This is a genomic window from Chryseobacterium sp. MMO-72 (assembly GCF_037146035.1).
Taxonomy (GTDB): domain Bacteria; phylum Bacteroidota; class Bacteroidia; order Flavobacteriales; family Weeksellaceae; genus Chryseobacterium; species Chryseobacterium indicum.
In genome coordinates, this window is sequence record NZ_JBBCWG010000024.1 from 16658 (window position 1) to 41501 (window position 24844).

The window sequence follows — 24844 nt, forward strand, 5'->3', positions numbered from 1 at the left end:
TACAAATGGATCACGAAGTAGTTTTGCTTCATCAAAAAACACATTCCACAAAATTTTTCACAAAGCCATTTCTGATGTATTTTAATTATCAACAGTTAATGGATTTATACTTCATCTGTTCACTAATGAGCAAATTGGTATAGGAACTACATTCAAATGTTCTCTGCTTACTTTTTAAGTTTTATGAACGAGATAAAAATGATGATAAATAACAAACAAAATGATGAACCCAATTTTTTTTAAGCACAAAAAAATTCTGAAAAAAATGTACGGAATTTTTTTATCAGTGATTTTCATTCTTTCTTTTGATCAGATTTCAGCCGCTGAAATTTATGTTTCCACAACAGGAAATAATTCGAATACCGGAACAAGCTGGAATAGTCCAAAAGGAGTTACCTTTCTGCAAACATTATCTGCTACTACCGTTTCTGCCAATACTACGATCTACTTGAAAGCCGGAACGTACAATTACAGCGCTGTTAATGCAATATCTGCAGCAACGGGATTCAGATTAATAGGTGGTTTTCCTGCAACGGCTACAGGAACGGACATTACAGGTTACAATCCATTGGCGAATCAGACCAATATTAAGTTCTCGGGAGCCGGAACCTCCACGCCTTACGAATTCCTGAATGCTACAGGTTCCGTCAACAGTATGCTGATAAAAGGAATCCGTTTTGAAGGAGAAGGAGATTTAACTGCGGGAGGATTTTCTCATGTAATTTATTACGGGACTTTGGGTTCACTCATTACGATTGACCTTCAAGTAATGGATTGTGAATTTTTCCATTTTGGAAATTTTACCAATGGACAGGGATGGCAGCCATTCTGGACACAGGACGACGGAAATTATACTTTTACCAACTGCTATTTCCACGATAATGGCGCAGCAAATGACGGAGCAGCCATTGATATTTTGGGAGGAACAGGAACTACACTTACTGTTAATGGTTGTACATTTACCAATAATAAAAGTAGCACCGGTCAACAAGGCGGAGGCGGTGCTGTGGCAAGTGTTGCAGATACAACCACTATTACCAATAGTTCATTTTGTGGTAACAGTACACCCAGTGGTTCGGGAGGTGCTCTAGGAAACGGAGCGGGCACAGGAGTTTCGGCGGGTAACTGGACCGTTACCAACTGTACTTTCAGTAACAATACATCAGGAGCTTATACGGGAGGAGCTTTTTGTCTGAATCCGGGACCTACGGGAAGCGGTATAAATACTCTTACCATGAGTGGCTGTAATTTTTACAGTAATTCGGAAACGAGCTGTTGTTCAGGAGGCGGAGCATTGTCTTTGGATGCAGGTTATCTTACGACTTCTATTACCAACTGTAATTTTTACAACAATAGCATTACTACCGGTTCTTCACCGTCAGGAGGAGGAAATCAGGGCGGAGGAGCTATTCTTTTTACAGGACAATCACTGCTGAAAACCATCAATATCAGCAATTGTGTATTTGACAGTAATGCAGTTCCTTCTACAAGTTACGGAGGCGCTATTTTCCTGAGCAATATTTTCGGAGGAAGCATTGATACCAATATTGCTCTTAGTAATGTAACTTTTATAAATAATAAATTAGGAACCTCTACTGTTACCGCAGGTTGTGACATCGGTATTTATGCAGGTTCTGCAGGTAGCGGCAAATACAGCATTGTCAACAGCAGGATGCAGCTGCCTGCTGCCAACTCTTATCGCTCGTACGCATTTTTTACGGCAACAGCTAATAACTACACTTTTGGTACGGGGAATGTGTTTAGTAATATTTCCGGAGGGCTGAATGCACCTACTTTCAGTTGTCCTTCAAAGATTACCTATTGTGTGGCAGGATCTTTTGCCCCCATCTTAAATTAAGATCCAAAGATTTATTATTTACAAATTTCAACGTTATGAAAAGTAATTTATTCAATATATACAAAAGAATATCCGGACTTTCTGTATTCCTAATATTCTTTATTTTTTCACAAAATTTAGCTGCACAGGTTTTTCTGGACATCGCCAACAGAGGTGCCGGAACCGGTGTCAACTGGAATAATGCCAAGTCATTTAGCTCTTATTTCGGAAGCCTTTCTTCAGGTACTATTCCGGCGAACACTAAAGTCTATATAAAAGCAAATACGGGTTACACCTATTTGGGAGGATCTTCAGCACCGGTTATCAGGGTAAGTCCGGGTGTGCTTATACAGGGAGGTTTTCCTGCAACGGCTACAGGTAATGATCTTTCGGGATATAATCCGGTAATTAATACGACGCGTATTACGATTACAGGAGGCACAGCCTATCAGTTATTCGGGCAAACCAATATGGCGGGTACAGAATCTGCCGAAATAAAAGGTCTGGATATAACAGCAAGTTCCACAACGTGTGCGTGGGTCTATGTAACGGGCAATAATGGCTTTTCGGCAGGTGGCGGAGGAACCATCAATTTTACAGATCTTTATGTACACGACATGTGTGCTATTGCCTTCGATTTTCTTACCACTGTAGCCGGTAGTAAAGCAGTATTTAATAACTGTTTACTGAAAAATCTGAGTACTGGGAGTTTTGCTTCTGCAATTTATGCCAATACCAATACGACTTCCATTTCGTTTAATAACAGTTCTGTGGTTGGATGTTCCAATACTTCATCTGTAGGCAGTGGAGGCGGAATTACCACAATGGGAGATTTTACGGCTACCAACAGCAGTTTTTGCGGCAATACCTCACAATGGGGAGGTGGTGCCATACAGATTGGCTATAGCAGTTATTTTGCTACAGCTAATTTTACAGGATGTACATTTAGTAATAATACAGTTACCAACGTTGGTTTTGGAGGTGCCATATTAAATTCAAACGGCTATGTTACCCTTAACAATTGTAATTTCTATGGAAATAAAGCTTATGGCGGAGGTGCATACGGCAGCAGCAGCGGAGTGGGAAATACTCTTACGGTAAATAATTGTGTTTTCTACAACAACGGTTCTCCGTATACTCTTGATGTAAGCAATGCTAATATTCAGGGAGGTGGTGCTATTTATACTTATCCAAACTCCGGTCTTACCAGCATCAGCAACAGTAAGTTTGTCAGCAATTATACAAACGGCAGTTTAGGTGGCGCAATATTCATGGTGAACTCAGGAGGTACTACAAGTGCTGCAAGCACCATTACGGGATGCCTGTTCTATGGTAATAATGTTGGAGGCAATACAACATCCGGACCGGCTTGTTTTCCGGCAGGCAACGGAAATACTGCGGCAGATATCGCGTTATACAGTGGAAGCCAATTTGGAACTCACGGGACTTTAACGCTGGCTAATAATCAATTACAGTTATCCGGTATTAATAGTTATTTAAGTCATGAATATTTTCCCAGAACTACAGCTCCGGTAAATACAAATTACATAAATGGCGGAGGCAACACTTTCGGTAATACGAACAACGGCGGTGTCGTTTCTCCTTCTTTTAACTGTCCCGCAACGATAACGATCCCATGTCTGGCAAGTGACGATCCGAGTCCGGCATTAAGTACTTATAGTATAAGCAATACCTGTCCTGCAGCTGTGGTAAATTTAACAACAATTACAGCGGGCAATCAGAATGCGGACGTTACCTTAACCTGGCACACCGGTTCCACAGCTACGGATGCCAATAAAGTGACAACACCGGGTGCCGTAAATCAGGGAGGAATTTATTATGCAGCGTTTTATGATGCGGCAAACGGATGCTACAGTACCACTTCTGCTCCCGTTACTGTAAGTATTAACGGCTGTACTGTGATATCCAACATTTGTCCTGCTGTTACTGTTAATCTTACGGCATTGGTACAAAGTGGTAATCTTCCGGTAACGTGGCATACGGGGACTCCGGCTACGGACTCCAACAAAATAGCCAGTCCTGACGCAGTTTCTGTCTCCGGAACGTATTATGCTGCATTTTATGATGCTGCAGGAGGATGTTACAGTCCTACGGTAAGTGTTCCGGTACAGATAATTACTTGTCCTTCCTATTGTACCCAGCCTGCGGCAATCGGGACACCGGACTATTCATATTCACTGATAGGGATCTCAACATATCTTACAAAATCTTCTGATTTTCCAGATGCGGTTTCCAACGGTTTTATAGCATTGGAGTCTAAAGACAAAGGCTTTGTTATTACAAGAGTAGCCAATGAAAACGCCATCGTTAATCCTAAGGAAGGAATGATTATTTATGATATCGCAGCCAATTGCGTGAAGTTATATAACGGCACTGTATGGAACTGTATTGTAAGAAGTTGCAATAATTAAAAACAACAATTAAAATTGGAAATAATGAAAAATAAAGCATATATATTATTCTTCTTTTTTTGGATATTCAGTATATCCCATGCGCAGATCGCTGTTGCAAAAACCAATGTAAACGGAAGCAGTACTTTACTGGATTTTGAAGATTCTGCTTCCAATACACGAGCGATTATATTACCTGCCGTAAACAGCGCTCCAACGGGTTTAACATCCAATAATAACGGGACTTTTATTTTTGATAAAAGTGATTTAAAATTGAAGATGTTTGAAAATGGTGTGTGGAAAAACCTTTCTGATGCCGGAAATGCTGCCGGAGCAACTTCAAACAGCGGACCAGAACTGGGACAAGGAATAACGATAGGTGCGCCTTTCAGCAATGCAAAAGGAGTTTTGGTACTGGAATCATCGGATAAGGCAATGATTCTCCCTAAAATAAACAATCCGCATATTAATGTAAAGTCACCCCATGTCGGAACAATGTGTTATGATACGGCAAGCAAATCTTTAGCGGTATTTGACGGTCTGAAGTGGAATTACTGGAAATAAAGAATTCTAAAAACACGATATGATACTCCGGACAAAAATTTACTGTATTTCATTTTCATTCATACAACGGGAATAAAAAAATCAGCTTATTATGAAGTTAAAAAAAATTCACATGGGATCACTTTTAAAAGAAAGAGTGGAAGAAAGTGATCTGGATATGGCGAGAATTGCGAAGTTCTTTAAATGCAGTGAAGAAGAAATACAGGAACATTTTGAAAGGAGAGATCTCTATTGTGAGGATCTGCTGAAATGGTCTAAATTACTGGAATATGATTTTTTCAGAATTTATACACAGCATCTTATATTATACGCTCCTCAGAGAAACGTACATTATAATAAAGTCACCGCCAAAAAGTCTTCCTTACCGCAATTCCGGAAAAATATCTATACCAAAGAAATTATTGAATTTATTCTGGAAAAAATCAACAAAGGAAAAATGTCTAAAAATGAAGTTATAGAACACTATAACATTCCTAAGACTACATTATATAAATGGATTTATAAACACGAGAAAAGTCTCATTAAAAAAAACGATCCTCCATCACTATAAGCAATGAGAAATAAAAATGTAGAAAATACAAACCGGCAAGAGCTGAAGGGAAAAAGCAAACAGGAAATCATTCATATTCTTGGAGAAAAAGATTCCGAATATTCCGAACAAGACCTGTGGATTTATGTGGAAAGAAAAAAAATAATGAAGAAAGTTCTGTATGTGTATTTTGAAAATGAAAAGGTAAGTTTTACAGTAGAAAGATATTATTATTGGTATGAAAGAATTAAAAAAACCAAATTATAAAAGAATTTACAATGATCTGTTGTCAGAAAAATATCCCGAAAAAAAAGAAAAATGTGTACAGATACTTTCCAAAAAGTATCTGTCTTTTGTAGACATTATGAAGCTGAATGACCTTATATTTGGGAACAGCAATGAAGACTTTAATCATAAGCATCGTTCTTATGACCGAAAAACAATATTCGAAATTCTGCAATATCAAAAGATCAATAACCTCAACAATACCCAGCTTGCCAGTCATTTTAAAATGAGCAGAAATACCATTACCAAATGGAAAAAAATATTTATTAATCAGTCATGAGATGATACCCATCAATTTCTCAACAAGTTATTCTAATGATTAATTAAAAAAATATCTAAATTTTCTTATTTTTATTAAAAAAATAATGCAAAACTTTAAATGGTTGTTAATTTTATTATCTCAATTAGTATTTTCCCAAATAAAGACTCAGGCATATTCAAAAAAGCAGATCGACAGTATTATTTCGGCAACATACAGCAAATCTAACATAAAAAAGGCAGTAAAAGATGCATCTGAAGCCTACAGACTATCGGATGAAATGGGTTACGGTTATGGTAAAATGCGGGCTTTGTACAGTGTGGTGAACATTAATATATACACAGGAAACAATAAAAAAGCCATTGAATATGCCAATCAGCTTGAAAAGATTGCATCGGAGGAAAACAATTATCTTTTTCAGGTATTTGCATGGGGAACCAAAGCATCAGCGTATGCATATTTAGGGTTCTTCAAAGAAGCAGACAGCTCTTTAAAAACAGCAGAATCTTTATCGAAAAATCTGAAGGGAGACGACTTTTATTATGCCATGGGAGATTTTTATAAAAGACACGCAGAAATTGAAGAAATGAGGGGTTCCGGGCCGGAAATTATTTTAAAATACGATCTTAAAAGCTTTCTTTCCTGCGAAAAAATTAAAAATGTATACAGAAGAATTACGGTTACCGCTACACAGGCGTATAATCTGGGCAGTTCTTATTCAGCGGTGGGCAAACCGGACTCGGCACTATATTATTCAAGAAAAGCCTATTCGCTCTCTCTTAAGGCAAAAAATCCCAATGATATTGCGTTTGGTTTAATGGGAATTGCAGAAGCATTTAAAAATGTGAACAAAAATGATAGTGCCCTGTATTATTACAATAAAGCGTTGCCTTTATTTTTAAATCTTAAGCAGGATTATCAGCAGCAATACATCTATGAAGATTTATCTTCAATTTACGAAAATCTCGGTGAAAGTAAAACTTCGTTGTATTATACGAAAAAAGCGAAAGATCTTGCGTATGCGTTGAGCAAAAAAGAGAAAGGAGACATCAACGGAACTTACGAATACTTACTGGAAGATAACAACAGAAAGAAAAAAAATCAGTTTTACTACATATTAATCCTGTTTTTCTCAGCCTTTGTTGTGATATTGTTTTTTGCAGGAAGGATATTTAAAAAGTATCATACCGAAAGAAAACAAAAAGAAGAAACCAGCCAGTATATTACAGAAAAGGAGGAACAGATCTCTCAACTTCAGGACAGAATTAATGATATTTCCAAAGAAGTGCTGGAGCTGGCTCAAAACAATGATCCTTCATTTTTAGTAAGGTTTAAAGACGCTTATCCGGAATTCAGCAATACCATTGAAAAGACTTTTCCTGAAATCAATAAAAATGATTTTAAACTGTGTGCTTTTCTTAAATTAAATTTTTCCAATAAAGATATTGCAACTTATACTCATGTAAATGTAAGTACTGTCGAAATAAGAAAAAACAGATTCAGAAAAAAATATAATCTGCCTCCGAACTCAGATATTCTTTCCTTTTTAGAAAACGATCATCAGGATTCAGAAGGTTCTCCGACTGTATAAATAACCATAAAACTATGCAAGAACAATAATAGGTAAGGTTTTTATGTTTGAGTTAATTCTGAAATGAGTTTAAACAACTTTAAATTTAATACAATAGGTGTAGCATCATCTGTTATTTAAAAGAACACTGTAAGTATAATCAGAACACTAACCGTTTCCGGATTGGTTTCTCAGAAAATAAAACTAATTTTTTTCAATATCATCTGTAAATTAATTTAAACAATTGTTTAAATTGGAACAGTTTTTGTCCTTAAAGAATGTATAAAAAATAAATACAAAATTTATGAAATTTTCAAAAACACTTATTTCGGGATTAATGATGTTTGCAGCAGTAAATGCATTCGCGCAAAAGAAAACAGAAAAGTTTGAAAAATTGCAGATTGAAATGTTCCCAAAAGCAAAAGAAGGTTTTAAGCAGGTGTATGTACAGCTTCCGATTGCTAAGAATGAAAATGACCTTAAAGTAGAATTTTTTGTAGGAGCAGAAAAAATGCTTGACTGTAACAGACATTTTTTAATCGGGAAAGTGAATACACAGGATCTTCAGGGATGGGGGTACAATTATTATGAAGTAGAATCGAAAGGAGAAACTGCCGGAACGCTAATGGCTTGTCCGGATAAAAAAATGACAAAACAGTTTGTGTATATTCAGCCGGAAACCGTAAGATACAACAGCAAGCTACCATTGGTTTTCTACGTTCCTAAAGATATGGAAGTACGATACAGAATTCTTCGTCCCGATGCGATGAAGAAAGCTGTTCAGAGATAAATTAACTTAATTTAAATATGAATTCCCTGCTATTTGCGGGGAATTTTTGTTTAGGCTTGCCATCTATGTCCGATTCTCACAATCCAGCCTTCAGGAATTTTGATAAAAATATAGGTTTCACCAATTATTAAGCCGTCAAAAGTTAAAATATAAGTATCTTTTTGATCATCACATTTGAAAATTTTACTGTAATTACAATAATTAATACCATAATTATATTTTAAATAATTAGAATACTCCTTAGAAGTCAGAAATATGGTTTTCTCTCCGTATGTATCCATTCTTCTGAATATTCAAGTCTTTCAATAGAGTCCCGAATTTTATAAGAAACATAAGCTGTATCAGGAACGATTTTGCTTATCTCATTATTGATTTTAAGCTCCAAAGAATCGACAATATCCTGCGATTTTGAATATTTTTTTAAATATTGAACTGAAATGTAATCATACTTGGGCTTCAATGCTTCTTTTTTGGAAATCGCCTTAAACTCATGTTTTGTATTAAAAGCGCTGATGCTGTCTTCGGATTTTTTTAAAAGATCACATTTGCATAATTCCATTTCCTGTGCATTGTAAAAAGAACAAATGAAAAGCAATAAAAAAGCAACAGAATTTTTCAAAATTATAGTTTTACTCTGGTTAACGGTTTCTCTAAACATTTATTATCACCAATTCTGAATATCACTCCTAATTTTTAAATTAGAAAGAAAACTCTGATCACAACTCCTTATCCTAAGATTAAATTTTATTCCATTAATAACATGATTTATAATGGATTGCATTCTTTTTATTAAATGATAAAAAAAGGATGAAAAAAAACTGATATATTTGTTTTTTAACAATTAAATTAAACTATGGAAAACGTTTTTGATGCAAAAGATGCTCAAAATTACATTGATAGGATTAATAATCTTACGCCGGAAACCAAAGGTTTGTGGGGGAAAATGTCTGTAGACCAGATGTTGGCGCATTGTAACGTGTCTTACGAAATGGTTTACGAACCGGAAAAGCATAAAAAGCCGGAAGCTATTGCAAAATTCATCCTTAAATCTTTTGTAAAATCTAAAGTTGTCGGTGAAAAAGCATATCCGCAGAACGGACCCACTGCGCCTCAGTTTATTATTTCGGATCATAAAAACTTTGAAGAAGAGAAAAAAAGACTGATTGGCTTTATCCAGAAAACACAGCAATTGGGAACTTCTGCTTTTGACGGGAAAGAATCTTTTTCTTTCGGAAAACTGAAAGCACAGGAATGGAACAATATGTTTGCAAAACATCTGAATCATCATCTCGCTCAATTCGGAGTTTAAAAAAACTAAAAACAATATGAAAAAACTTTTATTACTTTTTGTACTTCTTTCCAATTTTATCTTTGCACAGATGCCCGATATTTCCAATGTCTGGCTGAATAACAGCAAAGCGTATACAGGAACCATCGGAAATAAAAATCAGGAAATCAAACTGAAAATCAATATTTCCGAGCAGAACAAGAAAAATGATCAGGAATATTTTGTTTCGGGATATACTCTCGTTGATAAAACCTATGCTAAATTCGAAGGCAAATTCATTATTACCAAATATAAGGATGCTAAAAAAAGAGGAACCGTTTTCGGAGAATACGAACTGGCAGAAGAAAACAAAGGAAAGCATTCCGGCATTTTAAATGGAAAATTCATTTATACTTTTAAATGGAATAAAGACACTGAAAAAGTGGAATCCCAGTACATCGAACTGATCGGCGACTGGAAAAGCTATGACGGAACGCTTGATCTCAAAACAAGAATGAACAATCAGTAATCACTATGTTAAGAAGAATTTTAGCGGTAATCGCAGGAATGATCGCCGGATCAATCGGAGTCTGGCTGATGGAAAGACTAGGTCATGCGCTGTATCCGTTTCCTTCAGGTTTAAGACCGGATGATATTGAAGGATTCAAAGCGTATGTGGAAAATTTACCGTTCATGGGGAAATTTATCGTGATTCTCGGTTACGCTTTGGGAGCCTTGCTCGCGGGATTTATTTCCACTAAAGTTGCCAACAACGGAAAACCGACATCAGCAATCATCTGTGGAGTTATTTTTACTTTTTTTACCATTTACAATATGGTGATGCTTCCGACTCCTTTCTGGTTCTGGGTTTTGGGAATTGCAGTATGGGGATTAGTTTTGGCAGGATATAAATTGGCATTAAACAATAAACAAGTATGAATTTAGGTGCTTTTTCAATCAGTCTCAGCGTAAAAGATCTTCAGAAGTCTAAGGATTTTTACGAAAAATTAGGATTCAGCCAGATGGCTGGAAATCTCGATCACAACTATCTTATCATGAAAAACGGAGATCATATCATTGGTCTTTTTCAGGCAATGTTCGATGGGAATATGCTTACTTTCAATCCGGGTTGGGATCAGAATGCACAGAATCTTGAATCTTTCGACGATGTTCGGGAAATTCAGAAAAAATTGAAAGAACAGGGTCTGGAATTACAGAAGGAAGCCGATGAAAATACTTCCGGTCCTGAACATATTTACCTGAAAGATCCCGACGGAAATATGATCCTGATCGATCAGCACAGATAAGGTTTCGTTCTTTTTAATATCACAAAAGAGCAGAATCAAAGGTTTTTAATAACTAAAGTGTTCTTTTTATCAGGTTTAAAAATCAATTTAAACTCTTATGTGATAAAAAGTTCAGACGGAATCATTATTTAAAAGTTTGTTTAAACACATTTTAAAATTAACCGCAAAAGAGACAAAAGACTTTATCGAATTTAAAGTATTTCAAAAGTCTGCAAAGAGAAAAAATCTTTGATTTTTAACTTACGTGCTCTTTTTTCCATTTAACTATTAAACTTAAAAAACTAAAGTGTCAAAATCTTTTGTGGTAAAAAAGCTTAGACAAGTTAAAAATTAAAACTAAACTATAAAAAAGACACATCTATGGCAACAGTAAATGTTTACTTAACTTTTAACGGAAATTGCAGAGAAGCCTTCGATTTTTACAAATCTGTTTTCGGCGGAGAATATCCTTACATCGGAACATTCGGGGAAATGCCTCCGATGAAAGGTCAGGAAACGAAAGAAGAAGACAGAGACAAAATCATGCACGTTTCGCTGCCGATTTCGAAAGAAACTATTTTAATGGGAAGTGATGCAGGCTGCGATCAGGCCGCTCATCTGGTGATGGGAAACAACTTTTCAATTTCCATTAACGCAGAATCCAGAGAAGAAGCGGACAAATTATTCGCTGGACTTTCTGAAGGCGGAAATGTGACAATGCCGATGTCCGATACATTTTGGGGAGCTTACTTCGGAATGTTTGCCGATCAATTCGGGATCAACTGGATGGTAAATTATGACGATCCTGCAAAAATGGAGCAGCATCCTTAATATTTTATGTATTTTAAAACTGACAAATTCTGTCAGTTTTTTTATATCCTGTTCGTAAGCAGTACAACTTTTACAAGCTCATTATAAACTATTGACGCTTATTCCATCTTAAATAAAAGCTTTTTGTGGTCAAATAAAATATAAGCGGCTTACAATATGCAGTTTGCTATTATTGATTTAAAATATTAAATTTGTTAAAAACGATAGATAATAGTAATAAAAATACATGAGGAATATTTTAAAAAAAGCTGTTTTAGGAATTTTTACGTTGGGTGCAGCTATTTCACAGGCTCAGAAAAGTGATTTGGGAGCTTGGTATATGTATTTCGGGAATAACAAAATCAGCAAAAAACTGAACTTTCACAACGAAATCCAGTACAGGAATTTCGACGGAATAGGAGACTTGGAGCAACTGTTAATCCGTACCGGAATTGGCTACGATCTCTCAGAAAACAATAACAATGTTTTGTTGGGTTACGGTTTTATTCTAAGTCAGCCTTACGTGAAAGGAGAGAAAACAGAAAATATAGAGCACAGGATTTTTCAGCAGTATATTACAAAGCAGAAATTTGGACGTTTTAATATTCAGCATCGTTATCGTCTGGAAGAACGATTTCTGGAAGAGGATTTCAGGATGAGGTTCCGTTATTTTTTAGGATTTAATATTCCGATCAATAATAAGGAAATGCTTCCCAAAACATTCTACGCATCGGCTTATAATGAAATTTTTCTTCATTTCGACAGTCCGGTTTTCGACAGAAACAGAGTTTACGGAGCTTTGGGATATGTCATTAATAAAAATATGAGAATTGAAGCGGGATACATGAATCAGATTCAGGAAAACAGAAACCGAGGACAGATCCAGATCGGATTTTATAACAATATTCCGTTTACTAAGAACTAAAAATGAATTATGAGATTAAATACGGCTTATTTTAAAAATTTAAACTAAACTATCCGAGCCTTTCCTGAGTAGTTTAATCCTATAAACCAGAGTTGTTTGACACCGATTTTATTATATCCTATTTCTTTTTCTTAATTCTTAGGCTCTCTCCTATTTCTTTCATATAAATTTCTCAATATTATAAAAGGTATTATATTCAAATAAAAAGCGGCTGCAAAAATTTTGCAGCGCGCTTCCTAACCAAATTATATGAAGATCTATTTTACATTAATTTTAATTTTTTGCCACATCCTGTTTTATTAAGAATACACAACTTCCCGCTACAACAAACAGCACTCCGGCTAAAATAATTGCAGAACAGGGATTGTTTCCTAAAAAGTTGTTAAATACAAAACCAAAGGATAAAGTCTGGATAAGCATCGGAATAACAATCATCATATTGATAACTCCCATGTAAACTCCCCTTTTGCTGTGAGGAATAGATGGAGAAACCATGGAATACGGTAACCCCATCATTGAAGCCCATCCAATTCCCAATGCTACCATAGGAAGCAAAATGAAATATTCGTTTTTAATAAAAGGTAAGGTCATAATGCCTAAACCTGTAAGGAACAAACAAAATATATATGTGTTTTTAGAACCAAATTTTTTAGCAAAAGGAACCAGAAGCAAAGCGGAAAGCATGGTAACAATATTGTAAGAACCATTCATTAATCCCGTTTGTCCTACAGCAACCTCAACCTGATGAAGTATTCCTTGTGCCCAGCTTAAGTCGGAAGATACAATAGAGACTCCTTTTTTGGCACTTTCTACTATTGCATTTGCTTTGGTTTCATCAGCTTCAGAAATTCCGTACAGCGAAGATTTCAGCATGGGTGTAATAAATTGCCAATAGACAAAAAGCGCATACCACTGGAAGAGATAAACCAGTGCCAGCTGCCAAAGTACTTTCGGCATTTCTCTTATTGCCACAATGATTTCTGTAAAAGGTGTGAAAAATGTACTTTTCTCCTTTGCTATTCTTAATTCTTCAATTTCATCATCTGTTGGAGGAATTTCAGGTGTCTTATAAACGGACCACGCCACAGAAGCAATGGAACAGAATGAACCCAGAAAGAAGGAATAATAAACCCACACCGGAATTCCTCCGTTTGCAGAATTTCCGCCTAAATATTTTTGAAAAACAAATAAGGAAAGATTCGCAAGCGTAATCCCAGCGCCAACGAAAAGACTCTGCATCTGGAAACCAAAAGTCTGCTGATCTTCGGGAAGTTTGTCTCCGATAAAAGCGCGGTAAGGTTCCATTGCCGTATTATTTGCCGCATCCAGAATCCATAAAAGTCCTGCCGCCATCCAAATCGATGAGCTGAAAGGGAATAAAAACAAGGCAATACTGCAGAATATTGCACCCAACAAAAAGAATGGTTTTCTTCGCCCCCATCTCGGACTCCAGGTCTTATCACTGATGGCTCCGATCAAAGGCTGGATAAGCAGCCCTGTAATAGGACCGGCAAGATTAAGAATCGGAAGCTGTTCTGCGTGGGCTCCTAAAAAAGAATAGATGGGGTTAACCGCTGTCTGCTGAAGTCCGAAACTGTACTGAATGCCGAAAAATCCGACGTTCATATTCCAGATCTGCCAGAAACTCAGGCGCGGAATGATTCTTTTTGCGTTCATAAATCTGTGTTTACAAGTTCATAGTTTTTTCCGAGAATAAGATCTGCATTATTTTTGAAACTGCGGATAATCTGATGCTCAATTTCCAAAACTTTTTCTACAAAATCACTTTGTTCGTCACGATTACGTTTCATGCGGTTTTCGTGAGTGTCTTTGTAGTTTCTGTCTATAAAAATTTTAAAATCAAATTCTTCAATCTCCAGAATGTACGTTCCTTCTACAATAATGACTTCGTATTCTGAAGTTTTTACTTTTTCTTTACTGATCAGATTCTCATTATAGTAAACCAGCGGTTTTTCGATCTCATGAATATCTGCTTTAAAATCTTTTATATTTTGGGACAGTTTTTCAAGATCCACTTCCTGAATTCCCACATTTTCAATAGATTTCAGACGATTTTCGTGGTTGGTTTTCGGAGGAAGCTTAAAATAATCATCCATCTGCAACACCAGACTTTTTACATTCTCCTGCTCCAGAATTTTCTGTATGGCAAAAGCCGTTACCGATTTACCGCTTCCGCTTTCTCCCGCAATTCCGATAGCTAATTTCTGTTTTCCATTCAACGAAAAGCGCTTTTCTAATATTGCTGTTATTTTTTTGGCTGTTGCCAGATGTTTCTCTTTTAATTCTATAATATCGCCGACCATTTTTTTACTTTTTTAAAATGAAAAATTTGAAAAACTACCTTAATAAGTCATTAAAAGATATCCCGATGCAGAAAAGCAAAGCTGCTCCGTTCCCAATGGCAATAACTGATCTGTGGAATAATATTCTCTGAAATGCTCTCCTTTTTCATTCATCAGTTCTTCGTACTGCTTCAGGATTTTTTCAGGAATGTCTTTTATGCCTTTATTTTTAAGTCCGAGACAAAGCCAGCCCAGAAATATCGGCCAGGAACCTCCGTTATGAAAATGATAAGGTTCATTTTTAAAACTGTAGCTGTAGTTGTTTTCCAGCAGGCGCCAATCATCGTCTCCCGGAAAAATCACAGGATAAAATGCAGGAAGCATCCAATGTTTAAATTCAGCCTTTACACCATTCAGAAATTCTGAAAAAGCTTCTGTATCAAGATCAAAATCCATTAGAAGAGCAAGCGCATTTCCTGCAAGATCAAAACGTCCGTCATATCCGTTAGCATTCAGCGAAGCATAGAAATAGGGTTTGGGTAAAACTTTCGAATAGGCTGTTTCGTGATATCTGGCTGAATCTGTTCCGTTTTCATTTTTATAAAAATTTTCCTGAATCAGCTTTTTTGTATTTTCCGCTAAAATTTTCAATGTTTCATCATCATAAATTTCAGCGGCGTTTTTTAAAGCCCAATATCTCAGAACGTTATCATACAAAGTATATCCTGAAGTCACATATTCGTCTGCCCAGTTTCCGCCTAACGGACTGTACACCAAACCTCTCTGGTTGTATTCCCAGCTTTTAAGGCATGAAAGAGCTTTATAAATTTTTTCTTTTAGACTTTTTTTAAGCTCTTCATTTTGCTTGCTTTTAAGATATTCACAAGTTGTAACAATCCACCATGTTGTGGCATCTGTTCTGCCTACGTGTGTTCCGTAGCTTGCTTTATCATTTACCACATTGGAAGGGATCTGTCCGTTTTCTGCCTGATGTCTGGCGAGTGTAAGTACAGATTTTTCCAGTCCGGCAAGGATTTCTTCATCATGTACTAAAATTCCGGCATATCCCGTCATCATAGAATCTCTCGCCCATACTCTTGCGTAGTTGTCTCTCTGTTGTGCAGATGCCAGAATTCCTTCTTCTGTAATGGCTTTTCTTATAATTTCAATGGCTTCCTGTCTAAACATATTTTATTTTTTTGAAAAAAATGCGGAATGAACGTTCATTCATTCCACATTTTTAAGGTAAAAGTATTAAAAGTCAAATTTTACACTTGCGCTGTAGCTGCTTCCCGGAAGCGTTCTTGCTCTTACGATTCCGTTTCCTCCTGCGATAGATCCTTCTTCAGCTTCTGTAACTGCAATGGTATTGAAGATGTTGTTTGCATTTACGCTAACCGAAAGATTTTTCATCAACTGGTAAGAAATATAAGGGTTTACAATCGCGTAACCAGGCATGATTAATTTGTTTGAATCCTGAGTGTAAGCTTTTGTTGCTCCGATAAGATAGAAACCAACATTCAGTTTGTCTACGTTGAAGTTAGGATTTACGGAGTACATCAGTTTAGGTGTTCTTCTAGGCGTGTTTCCAACAACAGTCGGATCAAGTGCGTTTTTAATTTCCGCATGGGTATAGGTAAGTCCTGCTTTTACATCAAAACCTTTAGCAATTTTATAATATCCGTCCAATTCTACCCCAAGAGACTCGTATTTATTTTCTGTTTTTCTCTGTGTAGTTGCTTCGTAATTCGCTTCTTTAGTTCCTGCATAGAAAAGCGTTGTATTAAGGAAATATCCTGCTCCTCTTAATTTGTAACCGGCTTCCACCTGATTTACTTTGTTTACTTTTACAGCATCCAAAGCAGGATCATCATTATTGGTATAGTTGTATCCTGAGAATAAAATTCTGTCCGCAGAAGCACTTCCACCCTGACTCACTCTTGCAAATACGGCATTTTTGCTGTTTAAAGCATAATTAGCACCTACTGAATATCCGAAAATTCCGTATCTGTATTTTACAGGAACATTGATATTGTCGTTAGAACCTACCAATTGTTCAGGAATATCGATAACTCCGTTTCCATTCATATCACGGCTTGTATAGGTAACGGTTCCTCCAGAGAAAGTTCCTGTCACTTTTCCGATATCGTATCTTGCACCCGCATCAATGGTTAATTTATCGGTTGCGTTAATTTCGATCTGTGCGTGAGGCGCAGTAATGTCATATTTCGTGTTGTAGTTTCTTTTTAAATTCCCCCAGTCTTTCATCCCGTAATTAAGTAACCCCTGATCTGTGATGAAAGCTCCTGAAAGGTTTTTAACATCTACCAATCTTGCATTGCTGTCGCTTACTTCCTGAATATAGTTGTTCCACATCCAGTCCATATTGATGTTTTGGGTAGCTTTGTACAATCCTGCGTTGAATTTCACATTGCTCCATTTTTTGCTGATGTTAAAATCATTCACAAAATTATTGAAGTTGTTAAGCTTTACATTGAAAAGTGCAATTTTCATGTAATAAGCATTCATATCCACCGGAGTATTGGTTCCTGCATACACTGCACTTCCAAAATTGGCAAAATTAGAAGCTTTGAAGAAATCGCTTCCTTTGCTTACGCTTGCAGGGAAAGGCGCAATAAACTGACCATCGTTTGCTGAGTAACGGATTCTGTCTTCAAATTTCCATCCTTCTCCAAGATCGTAATTGAATTCCGCACCGATGGTTTTTGAAATAGAATGCATTCCGTCTGAAACATCGCTGTTGAAGATATTACCATCGTTCCCTAATGTTCTATCGTGCTGTAAATTAATTGTCTGTAACGCACCGTTCAGGATATTATAATTGGATAAAGAAGACCATTTCGGATCTGCATCTGTTCCTGAAACCGCAACCGGCATCGGCATATACGAAGCCGTTCTGTCATCCAGAAATTTAGCATAAATTCTGAAGCTACCTTTCTCGAACTTTTTCAGTAAAGATACTCTGAACTGTCCTCCGTTATTAGAGTTGAATCCTGTTTTTCTTGGTCCGTCCCCGATTCTGTAGAAACCTCCTAAAGCTAAAAACGTATTATCCGCAATCTGAGTTCCATAGTCGAAATCTGTTCTGTAGTTTTTATAGTTTAAACCTAATTGCTGCGTGATGCTTCCGCCTTCTTTTTCTCCGGTCTTCGTAATGAAGTTGATGATCCCCGCAGGAGAATTACTTGCAAAAACGGATGCTGAACCTCCTCTTAACGCTTCCACTCTGGCAACAAAAGAATCGAATCTTGTAAACTGATCCTGAGTTCCGAAAGCAATATCTCCGAACTGCATTACCGGTAAACCGTCTTCCTGAATCAACAGATATCTTGATCCTCCTGCTGAAACAGGAACCCCTCTTACCGTAATATTCGAATTACCTTCACCCCCTGAAGATTCTGAACGGATTCCCGGAATGGTACGGAAGATTTCTGCAGTAGTTCTTGGAGCTGCATTCTCTATATCTTTCATTTTTAAGGTAGATATAGAAGTACTGGTTTTAATAGAAGCTTTAGGATTTGCGTTTCCGGTAACCACAACCTCATCAATCGCTTTTCCTCTTGTAATTGTATCATTTTCTGTACTCTGAGAAAACATGAATGCTGCTGTGTTCATCGCACCGAAAATGAGCAATTTGGTAAAAATTTTTGATTCCATAATTTTTGAGAGTTTTTAATTATGGTCTAAAAGTATTTTTTTTAACATATTCAAAACATAATTTTTCCCTTGTGTTAAATTTATATTAATTTCAAACGTTTGCGCAAACGTTTGCGGTGGATAACTTTTAAAAATTTTAACTTTTTATTAACTTTTATAAAGGTTATTTTAACATTTTTTAACTTAAATTTAACCCGAAAACATCACTAAATTAACCCAAAAATTGCCTCAATTAACTTAAAAATGAAAAGAGTCACAATAAAAGACCTCGCAGAAATGCTCAATATCAGTGTATCTACAGTATCCAGAGCACTGAAAGATCATCCTGATATCAGCAATGCTGTAAAGCTGAGAGTGAAGGAGGCTGCAGAAACTTTTAATTATATTCCGAATGATTTTGCGATCAATTTCAGAAAAAAATCTTCAAAAGTTATCGGACTTATCATTCCAGAAATGTCGATGTTTTTTATACCTTCTATTATAAGAGGAATTTCTTCGGTGCTGCATAAAGAAGGATATCATTTTTTTGTATTGTCCTCAGAAGAATCTGTGGGAATGGAGGAAGAAAATATCATTACCTGCATCAACTCGCGTGTGGACGGAATTCTTATTTCTCTTACAAGACAAACGAAAGATCTTTCCCACTTAAACAGACTCAGGGAAATAGAAGTTCCGGTAGTAATGTTTGATAAAACGATTTCTCAGAATTCTTTTGAGCAGATTGTTTTCGACAATAAACTGAATGTGGAAGCTGCCGCGGAAAAACTTGCCCAAAACCAATGTAAAAAGATTCTTGCCATTTTCGGGGATGAAAATCTGGACATCACGCAAACCCGAAGAGATTTTTTCCTGCAAAAATTAAAAGAATATCCGGAAATGGAATGCAAGGTAATTTATTGTGAGTCTGCGGAAAGTGTAAAAGAGAAACTGAATATTATTCTGGATTATGAACAGTTTGACGGTTATTTCGCGATGAGTGATGAAACGCTTGCCGGGCTGCACAGTTCTCTTATCAAAAAGAAGGTACAGACTTCCGATGTAAAAGTTATTGCCATTACAGAGGGTACGCTTCCACGATATCTGGACGATTCGTATGAGTGTATCATCAATGACGGTTTCAGTATGGGAACTATGGCAGCTTCGAAATTGCTGCACCTTATTAAAAGTGGCATTTAATAGGAAACTGTAGGATTTGCAAAGATTATTTTGCTAAATTTGCCAGTAAATAAACATACACGAAATGAAAAAATCAACATTCCCATTCCCGAACTGCCATTCTGTTATCGAAAATTCCAATCCCTATTTTAATAATTTTCAGAAATAATTATTTGAAGCATTGCTTTTATAATAGGACAAAGCTGCTGACTTTTAAATTATTATGAGATAAGTACACTGTTTTAAGAATTATCAATTAATTAACAGAGATCGGGTATCTTTCATAAATAATTAAATTTCAAAGATTTAATATAATTCACGCAGTAAAGAATAAGTTTTATCTATTAAATCCCATTAACAAATATTAAAAAAAAGTGTTACATTTGTTTTTGAGGGCGTAAAAATTACTTTTCGCGTTTTTATTTGTTAATTTTAGAATACCACATTATATAGCATTAAAAATCTACTCATGAGAAAAATAATTCTACTATTTGTATGTATGATCGGTATTTCAGTTTCCTCACAGATCAAGGTGTTGAAAAACGAAACTCTGATAGAAATTGGTAAAGATAATGCCGTAGGTTTATATAAAAAAGATGATAAATTTACGTTCAATTATCAGGATCTGAATACGGCAAACCTTAATACCTTCAGATCATTCTCTTTTCAGAATCTTAATAAGGACGTTTCCGGACTTTATGAACTTATCGAAAACGGCTTTATTGATATTCCTGTAGGAAACATTATTCTGGAGCTTCCGAACGATATCATTGAACTGCATTTTGAGAAAAACTATGGTACTCCTACTGTTCAGTTTATCCAGTATATCAACAAAAACAGAAAATTCGTAGGAAAATCCCAGCTTCTGACCAAAAAGCAAATTGATAAAATCTTTGGCAGAACCAACGGAAAATCTGCGCTTTATGAAAAACCCGGAACCAAGAATAATGCTCAGACAATGAGTGCTTCCAATCCGCAACAAGCTGCAGTTCAGCCAGCCGCAGAACCATCTGCTTCCGGTACAGGTAAGAAGTCGAAAAAATAATTAAACTTTTTAAAATATTGCATCAACTCATTCATACGGATGAGTTTTTTTATTTTATTTTTGCAAAAAGATCATTACGAAATTATGTCTCTTCAAATAAACAATTTAACCAAAAAATTTGGTGAGCAGACTGCTCTGAACAACATTAACGTTTCCATTGATAAAAATGAAATTATCGGTCTTTTGGGTCCGAACGGAGCCGGAAAATCGACTTTAATGAAATCCATTGTCGGCGCACTGAAAATTGATGAAGGCGAAATAATTTTTAACGGAAAAAACATCACGGAAAACGAAATCGAAAGCAAGAAGAAGATAGGTTTCCTTCCTGAAAACAATCCGCTGTATCTGGAAATGTATGTAAAAGAATATTTACAGTTTGTTGCCAATATTCACAAAATTCCGGCTTCAAGGGTAGATGAAGTGATTGAGCTCGTAGGAATTACGCCTGAAAAATCTAAAAAGATCGGTCAGCTTTCCAAAGGATACAAACAGAGAGTAGGCCTTGCACAGGCAATTATTCATCAGCCTGATCTTTTGATTCTGGATGAACCTACGAACGGACTGGATCCGAACCAGATCATCGAAATCCGAAATGTGGTGAAAGAAATCGGTCAACAAAAAACGGTTTTACTTTCCACGCACATCATGCAGGAAGTGGAAGCACTTTGCTCGCGCGTGATCCTTATCCATAAAGGAAATATTCTGCAGGACTGCCCGATTGACGAATTTAAAGGCAAGTTTCAAAGTCTGGAAGAAGCATTTGCAAACTATACTGCATAAAAGGAAAAAGCTCCAAAATCTGGAGCTTTCCTCTTTTGCAGCGAAATCCGGCAAAAGATATATAGAATGGTTAAAAGTTTTTAAAGTGAGGCAGAAAAAATTTCTGTACTTTGAATATATATGATGTTGTGTTTTTTTGATTCTGATTCTGACAGAAATTATTAAGCATGGTTATCTCCTTTTTCCTCAGTTACAGGAACCGTTTCTAAATTTTTCTTCTGAACCTGCTCCAAAAGCTGTAATCCCAAAAGTCCGCTGATTCCTCCGTTGGCTGAATCTCCGTTTCCGCCGATCAACACTTCAGGCATAATTCTTACGTTTTGGCTGGCAATATTTTCCATGATTTTTAACTGCGTGAAATTATTTCCGCCCATTGCTTCCACAGACAATTTGTAAGATTCCGCATTAGATTTACCGATGGCAAGGATTTTTTCCGCTTCTGCATTACCTGTTAATGAAATCTGCTCTGCACTAGCTTTTGCCAGCAATTCGATTTTTTCCGCTTCGGCTTTTGCAAGAAGTCTTGTTTTTTCTGCTTCACCGGTTGCTAAAAGTTTCAGTCTGTCCCCTTCCGCAGTTGCCTGTAATCTTACGGAATTCGCGTCTCCGGTTGCTTTTTTCACGGATGCATCGGCAATTCTTTCTGCAATCACAACGCCCTGATCTGCTTTTACAATTTCTTTCTGCATATCTGCAACAGCAGTTTCTTTTTCAAGAGCCTGTCTGGTTTCCTGAGCAAGCATTTCGGTTTCGTAAGTAATTTTCTGTTCTTCTGCTAACTTTCTGTCTGTTAAAGTTTTCATTAAACTTTCAGGAGGAACAATAGCTCCGATCAAAGTATCAACGGCATTTACATTATATTGTTCCAAAACACTGCTGATATGATCTTTCGCTGACTGCTGTCTTTCTTTACGGGTTCCTAAAAAGGCAATTACATCGCTGTCCTGCGCAGAGTTTCTGAAGTAATTTCCGATGGTAGGTTCCAGAACCTGACTTACCAGATTGATCATATTTCCGAAACGGGCAATTACTTTTGGTGCTTCATACGTCGGAATGTGAATAATTTGCGAAACATCCAAGTTGAAAGGGAAACCGTCTTTACTTCGAACGGTAATCGTAGAAAGATTTTTATCCAGTTGGTGAGATTCGCTTCTTTCGTAAGCCCAGTTTAAAACTAAATTGGTTGTCGGAACAAGTTCCACTTTCATAATGTAAGGGTTAATCGGATATTTTCCGGGACCGATAGGTTCTGCCCAAACTCCTTTATGTCCTTTTTCTACAATATTTCCGTGCTTAAAGTCTACGCCGCTCAAATCCTGCCCTTCTTCTCCTACATAGCTGATAATGACTCCAACATGACCGATAGGAATTTCCGTCATTTTTACCATTTCAACTTTTGTAAACCAAGGGTTTAAGAAATATGAACCCGCCAAAATCACCTGTTCCTGAAGACCTTTGTAACCACCGCTGTTTAAAAAAGTATCGACATCCTGAAATTTATTATGGTCATTGATGATCTTTCCGGCAATCTGTCCTTCTTCCAACGGACTTCCTTCCATGGTTGTGATAATTCCCACTGCATTATCGGGAATCTGAGTCATGTCAGTAAGTTCGATTTCAAACAATAAGGTATTGATTCTGTAAGATCCGGGAGCAATGATGGCGGTTTGACGACCTTTTCTTCCTCCATTCTTTAAAAAGGCTTCCGCATCCTGAAAAGAATCGCAGTCTACTTTTCTTCCTAAAATTCTTCCGGTTTCCAGTTCTACCCCGTCTTTGGCAAGAAGTAAACCAATTTTTCCTGTGGGAATTACGGTGAAAGGCTGAAAATCAATAGAATATTGCCAGATCCACTTTCCGAAATAAACTCCGGGAGCTAAAGTCTGTGCCTGAAAACCAGCTTCTCCGTTGGTAGCGATAATTCTTCCTTCGGGAAGTTCCTGCTTACCAACCAACACGAATTTTTTGGTTACCAATCCTATTCTGTCTTGTGGAACAATCACTAATCCAAAGAAAATTCTTAAGATAAATTTGTAAAAAATGATGCACAACAGTGCAATAACGACCGGAATCATCCAGCCATGAAAACCTAATTCCATAGTTTGTTTGTTTTTTTTGTTTGATTAAATTTGAAAACAGAAATTGTGCTCTATTTTTTCATAAAAGAAAAACAGAGTACGAATTATATGATAATTCTTTCGTAAAAATTAAGAAAGTGCAGGAGGAGAAGTATTGAAAATCGTGAAGATGATTTCTGATACTTTTAAAAGAAAAAACTTAAAGTTAATTAGTTTCATTTTGATAAGAAAGGAAAGAGATCCTTTTGATGATACAAATGTACGCAAGAAAAATATTTACTTGTTTCAAAAAAATTAAATATTTTTCTGAATATTTATTAATTAACTGATAATCAATATAATTATTTTTATAGCGATATTATTTTTTAATCAAAATCAGGTGGTTTTTAATGTGAAATTAGACGGAAAACGAACCCTATCGTTATAAATTGGCTTTAAATTTGATTAATTTTTTGTGTAATATATATCTAAAATGATCAGAAAAATTTTATTAGGAGTATTTTGTATTGCACAGTTTTCATTGGTACAGGCAGCAGCTTTTAATGAAAATCCGGTTTCAGAAATTCATTATCAACAGGAAAAGGTTCCGAAATCATTTATTTTTAAAACGAAAAAGTTTAAAATAAAAATTGATAAGCAACCGAACGGAAATTATCTTTATCAATCGTGGGCAGTCAACGGAAAGGTTACTTCTAAGCCAAGTATGATTATTACGGACGGAGAATTAATTCCGGACGGAACGGGTGGAAATTATTACTATGAGTTTAATAATAACGGATATACTTATCAGATCTGGAGAAATTATTTAACAAATTCGGCGAAAAAAGCTCCGTATACTTTAACCGTAACTGACCGAAACGGAAAAACGATTGTTAAGCAGGATGGTTACATTGTCAAAAATTAATTTTAATTCTATATTTGAGTTCCTGACTTCACCGTCAGGAATTTTTTTGTCTTTTTGAAACAATGGAGAATTGTTTAAATTTTTATGAATCACAAATGTTTTTACATTCTGGTGAAGGCTAAAAATCAGATAAATAAAAAATGCTTTGGTTTTTATTTTGGGGAGGTTATCTATTAAATATGTTGTTGAAATAGTAAATGGATAACTGGTTTCTTAGCCCCAATTGAGCGGCATGTCTGAGCTCTTTTTAGAGTTTCGGGGGGGGGGGGGGGGGGGGGGGGGGGGGGGGGGGGGGGGGGGGGGGGGGGGGGGGGGGGGGGGGGGGGGGGGGGGGCGGGGGGGGGGGGGGGGGGGGGGGGGGGTGGGGG

At 36.4% G+C, this 24844-nt stretch carries 25 protein-coding genes; 18 read left to right on the top strand and 7 right to left on the bottom strand.

The features are described 5' to 3' along the window. The first annotated feature begins 265 nt into the window (after nucleotides 1-265). The 8 genes from WFH39_RS20610 (at nucleotide 266) to eco (ending at nucleotide 8245) form a co-directional block, all read left to right on the top strand. Nucleotides 266-1858, top strand: coding sequence for a hypothetical protein (locus tag WFH39_RS20610; protein WP_336691283.1), 1593 nt, complete (start codon nucleotides 266-268; stop codon nucleotides 1856-1858). A gap of 35 nt (nucleotides 1859-1893) precedes the next feature. After that, nucleotides 1894-4269, top strand: coding sequence for a right-handed parallel beta-helix repeat-containing protein (locus WFH39_RS20615; protein ID WP_336691284.1), 2376 nt, complete (start codon nucleotides 1894-1896; stop codon nucleotides 4267-4269). A 24-nt stretch (nucleotides 4270-4293) separates the two neighbouring features. Next, entirely contained in the window at nucleotides 4294-4812 is a 519-nt protein-coding gene (locus WFH39_RS20620) for a hypothetical protein (protein ID WP_336691285.1), read from the top strand. Between the two features lie 112 nt (nucleotides 4813-4924). Then, nucleotides 4925-5362 (top strand): transposase, encoded by a 438-nt coding sequence (locus tag WFH39_RS20625; RefSeq protein WP_336691286.1) that lies wholly within the window; start codon nucleotides 4925-4927, stop codon nucleotides 5360-5362. 3 nt (nucleotides 5363-5365) lie between these two features. Further along, a complete protein-coding gene (locus WFH39_RS20630; RefSeq protein WP_336691287.1) occupies nucleotides 5366-5608 on the top strand; it encodes a hypothetical protein in 243 nt (80 codons plus the stop codon). Then, the gene (locus tag WFH39_RS20635; RefSeq protein WP_235130259.1) at nucleotides 5580-5906 is read left to right on the top strand and encodes a helix-turn-helix domain-containing protein; all 327 of its coding nucleotides are present in this window, start codon (nucleotides 5580-5582) and stop codon (nucleotides 5904-5906) included. Before WFH39_RS20630 ends, WFH39_RS20635 begins: the two co-directional genes overlap by 29 nt. 85 nt (nucleotides 5907-5991) lie before the next feature. After that, nucleotides 5992-7476 (top strand): tetratricopeptide repeat protein, encoded by a 1485-nt coding sequence (locus WFH39_RS20640; protein WP_336691288.1) that lies wholly within the window; start codon nucleotides 5992-5994, stop codon nucleotides 7474-7476. Between the two features lie 283 nt (nucleotides 7477-7759). Continuing rightward, nucleotides 7760-8245: a serine protease inhibitor ecotin gene (gene eco, locus WFH39_RS20645; protein WP_235130257.1), complete on the top strand. Its 486-nt coding sequence runs from the start codon at nucleotides 7760-7762 to the stop codon at nucleotides 8243-8245. Between the two features lie 50 nt (nucleotides 8246-8295). Here the strand turns inward: eco and WFH39_RS20650 are convergent, their stop codons facing one another. Both WFH39_RS20650 and WFH39_RS20655 read right to left on the bottom strand, forming a co-directional pair. Further along, a complete protein-coding gene (locus tag WFH39_RS20650) occupies nucleotides 8296-8526 on the bottom strand; it encodes a hypothetical protein (RefSeq protein WP_336691289.1) in 231 nt (76 codons plus the stop codon). Then, nucleotides 8493-8864 (bottom strand): hypothetical protein, encoded by a 372-nt coding sequence (locus tag WFH39_RS20655; RefSeq protein WP_336691290.1) that lies wholly within the window; start codon nucleotides 8862-8864, stop codon nucleotides 8493-8495. The genes WFH39_RS20650 and WFH39_RS20655 overlap by 34 nt, the downstream gene beginning before the upstream one ends. Nucleotides 8865-9098: 234 nt before the next feature. Between WFH39_RS20655 and WFH39_RS20660 the strand changes: the two genes are divergently transcribed. The 6 genes from WFH39_RS20660 (at nucleotide 9099) to WFH39_RS20685 (ending at nucleotide 12533) form a co-directional block, all read left to right on the top strand. Further along, complete coding sequence (locus tag WFH39_RS20660) at nucleotides 9099-9554, top strand: DUF1569 domain-containing protein (RefSeq protein ID WP_336691291.1); 456 nt, start codon at nucleotides 9099-9101, stop codon at nucleotides 9552-9554. Between the two features lie 16 nt (nucleotides 9555-9570). After that, the gene (locus tag WFH39_RS20665) at nucleotides 9571-10041 is read left to right on the top strand and encodes a hypothetical protein (RefSeq protein ID WP_336691292.1); all 471 of its coding nucleotides are present in this window, start codon (nucleotides 9571-9573) and stop codon (nucleotides 10039-10041) included. Between the two features lie 5 nt (nucleotides 10042-10046). Further along, nucleotides 10047-10451, top strand: coding sequence for a hypothetical protein (locus tag WFH39_RS20670; RefSeq protein WP_336691293.1), 405 nt, complete (start codon nucleotides 10047-10049; stop codon nucleotides 10449-10451). Then, complete coding sequence (locus tag WFH39_RS20675; protein WP_214590208.1) at nucleotides 10448-10819, top strand: VOC family protein; 372 nt, start codon at nucleotides 10448-10450, stop codon at nucleotides 10817-10819. The genes WFH39_RS20670 and WFH39_RS20675 overlap by 4 nt, the downstream gene beginning before the upstream one ends. 360 nt (nucleotides 10820-11179) lie before the next feature. Then, on the top strand, nucleotides 11180-11629 hold the full coding sequence (locus WFH39_RS20680) for a VOC family protein (RefSeq protein ID WP_336691294.1): 450 nt from the start codon (nucleotides 11180-11182) through the stop codon (nucleotides 11627-11629). A gap of 226 nt (nucleotides 11630-11855) precedes the next feature. Continuing rightward, nucleotides 11856-12533 carry a DUF2490 domain-containing protein gene (locus WFH39_RS20685; protein ID WP_336691295.1) on the top strand — a complete coding sequence of 226 codons (678 nt, stop codon included), beginning with the start codon at nucleotides 11856-11858 and terminating at the stop codon, nucleotides 12531-12533. A gap of 273 nt (nucleotides 12534-12806) precedes the next feature. Here WFH39_RS20685 and WFH39_RS20690 read toward each other — a convergent pair whose 3' ends face one another. From WFH39_RS20690 to WFH39_RS20705, 4 genes are all read right to left on the bottom strand, one after another. After that, entirely contained in the window at nucleotides 12807-14210 is a 1404-nt protein-coding gene (locus WFH39_RS20690) for an MFS transporter (RefSeq protein ID WP_336691296.1), read from the bottom strand. Continuing rightward, entirely contained in the window at nucleotides 14207-14857 is a 651-nt protein-coding gene (locus tag WFH39_RS20695) for a hypothetical protein (RefSeq protein ID WP_336691297.1), read from the bottom strand. Before WFH39_RS20695 ends, WFH39_RS20690 begins: the two co-directional genes overlap by 4 nt. A 39-nt stretch (nucleotides 14858-14896) precedes the next feature. Beyond that, nucleotides 14897-16024 carry a glycoside hydrolase 100 family protein gene (locus tag WFH39_RS20700; protein WP_336691298.1) on the bottom strand — a complete coding sequence of 376 codons (1128 nt, stop codon included), beginning with the start codon at nucleotides 16022-16024 and terminating at the stop codon, nucleotides 14897-14899. A 66-nt stretch (nucleotides 16025-16090) separates the two neighbouring features. Continuing rightward, the gene (locus WFH39_RS20705) at nucleotides 16091-18514 is read right to left on the bottom strand and encodes a TonB-dependent siderophore receptor (RefSeq protein WP_336691299.1); all 2424 of its coding nucleotides are present in this window, start codon (nucleotides 18512-18514) and stop codon (nucleotides 16091-16093) included. Between the two features lie 243 nt (nucleotides 18515-18757). Between WFH39_RS20705 and WFH39_RS20710 the strand changes: the two genes are divergently transcribed. The 3 genes from WFH39_RS20710 (at nucleotide 18758) to WFH39_RS20720 (ending at nucleotide 21494) form a co-directional block, all read left to right on the top strand. Beyond that, the gene (locus WFH39_RS20710; protein ID WP_336691300.1) at nucleotides 18758-19690 is read left to right on the top strand and encodes a LacI family DNA-binding transcriptional regulator; all 933 of its coding nucleotides are present in this window, start codon (nucleotides 18758-18760) and stop codon (nucleotides 19688-19690) included. 448 nt (nucleotides 19691-20138) lie between these two features. Then, entirely contained in the window at nucleotides 20139-20714 is a 576-nt protein-coding gene (locus WFH39_RS20715) for a hypothetical protein (RefSeq protein ID WP_235130246.1), read from the top strand. An 84-nt stretch (nucleotides 20715-20798) separates the two neighbouring features. After that, nucleotides 20799-21494: an ABC transporter ATP-binding protein gene (locus tag WFH39_RS20720; protein WP_336691301.1), complete on the top strand. Its 696-nt coding sequence runs from the start codon at nucleotides 20799-20801 to the stop codon at nucleotides 21492-21494. Nucleotides 21495-21655: 161 nt separating this feature from the next. On the opposite strand, the gene WFH39_RS20725 is transcribed toward WFH39_RS20720, so the two are convergent. Continuing rightward, entirely contained in the window at nucleotides 21656-23593 is a 1938-nt protein-coding gene (locus tag WFH39_RS20725) for an SPFH domain-containing protein (protein ID WP_336691302.1), read from the bottom strand. A 451-nt stretch (nucleotides 23594-24044) separates the two neighbouring features. On the opposite strand from WFH39_RS20725, the gene WFH39_RS20730 reads away from it, so the two are divergent. Then, nucleotides 24045-24476 carry a hypothetical protein gene (locus WFH39_RS20730; protein WP_336691303.1) on the top strand — a complete coding sequence of 144 codons (432 nt, stop codon included), beginning with the start codon at nucleotides 24045-24047 and terminating at the stop codon, nucleotides 24474-24476. Nucleotides 24477-24844: the final 368 nt, after the last annotated feature.

Bases quoted from the DNA above. Each gene is read 5' to 3' on its own strand.
- WFH39_RS20660 (WP_336691291.1), top strand. From the start codon at position 9,099: ATGGAAAACGTTTTTGATGCAAAAGATGCTCAAAATTACATTGATAGG.
- WFH39_RS20610 (WP_336691283.1), top strand. From the start codon at position 266: ATGTACGGAATTTTTTTATCAGTGATTTTCATTCTTTCTTTTGATCAG.
- WFH39_RS20720 (WP_336691301.1), top strand. From the start codon at position 20,799: ATGTCTCTTCAAATAAACAATTTAACCAAAAAATTTGGTGAGCAGACT.
- WFH39_RS20640 (WP_336691288.1), top strand. From the start codon at position 5,992: ATGCAAAACTTTAAATGGTTGTTAATTTTATTATCTCAATTAGTATTT.
- WFH39_RS20630 (WP_336691287.1), top strand. From the start codon at position 5,366: ATGAGAAATAAAAATGTAGAAAATACAAACCGGCAAGAGCTGAAGGGA.
- WFH39_RS20675 (WP_214590208.1), top strand. From the start codon at position 10,448: ATGAATTTAGGTGCTTTTTCAATCAGTCTCAGCGTAAAAGATCTTCAG.
- WFH39_RS20695 (WP_336691297.1), bottom strand. From the start codon at position 14,857: ATGGTCGGCGATATTATAGAATTAAAAGAGAAACATCTGGCAACAGCC.
- WFH39_RS20700 (WP_336691298.1), bottom strand. From the start codon at position 16,024: ATGTTTAGACAGGAAGCCATTGAAATTATAAGAAAAGCCATTACAGAA.
- WFH39_RS20615 (WP_336691284.1), top strand. From the start codon at position 1,894: ATGAAAAGTAATTTATTCAATATATACAAAAGAATATCCGGACTTTCT.
- WFH39_RS20685 (WP_336691295.1), top strand. From the start codon at position 11,856: ATGAGGAATATTTTAAAAAAAGCTGTTTTAGGAATTTTTACGTTGGGT.
- WFH39_RS20730 (WP_336691303.1), top strand. From the start codon at position 24,045: ATGATCAGAAAAATTTTATTAGGAGTATTTTGTATTGCACAGTTTTCA.
- WFH39_RS20620 (WP_336691285.1), top strand. From the start codon at position 4,294: ATGAAAAATAAAGCATATATATTATTCTTCTTTTTTTGGATATTCAGT.
- WFH39_RS20710 (WP_336691300.1), top strand. From the start codon at position 18,758: ATGAAAAGAGTCACAATAAAAGACCTCGCAGAAATGCTCAATATCAGT.
- WFH39_RS20635 (WP_235130259.1), top strand. From the start codon at position 5,580: ATGAAAGAATTAAAAAAACCAAATTATAAAAGAATTTACAATGATCTG.
- WFH39_RS20665 (WP_336691292.1), top strand. From the start codon at position 9,571: ATGAAAAAACTTTTATTACTTTTTGTACTTCTTTCCAATTTTATCTTT.
- eco (WP_235130257.1), top strand. From the start codon at position 7,760: ATGAAATTTTCAAAAACACTTATTTCGGGATTAATGATGTTTGCAGCA.
- WFH39_RS20625 (WP_336691286.1), top strand. From the start codon at position 4,925: ATGGGATCACTTTTAAAAGAAAGAGTGGAAGAAAGTGATCTGGATATG.
- WFH39_RS20705 (WP_336691299.1), bottom strand. From the start codon at position 18,514: ATGGAATCAAAAATTTTTACCAAATTGCTCATTTTCGGTGCGATGAAC.
- WFH39_RS20690 (WP_336691296.1), bottom strand. From the start codon at position 14,210: ATGAACGCAAAAAGAATCATTCCGCGCCTGAGTTTCTGGCAGATCTGG.
- WFH39_RS20670 (WP_336691293.1), top strand. From the start codon at position 10,047: ATGTTAAGAAGAATTTTAGCGGTAATCGCAGGAATGATCGCCGGATCA.
- WFH39_RS20650 (WP_336691289.1), bottom strand. From the start codon at position 8,526: ATGGATACATACGGAGAGAAAACCATATTTCTGACTTCTAAGGAGTAT.
- WFH39_RS20715 (WP_235130246.1), top strand. From the start codon at position 20,139: ATGAGAAAAATAATTCTACTATTTGTATGTATGATCGGTATTTCAGTT.
- WFH39_RS20725 (WP_336691302.1), bottom strand. From the start codon at position 23,593: ATGGAATTAGGTTTTCATGGCTGGATGATTCCGGTCGTTATTGCACTG.
- WFH39_RS20680 (WP_336691294.1), top strand. From the start codon at position 11,180: ATGGCAACAGTAAATGTTTACTTAACTTTTAACGGAAATTGCAGAGAA.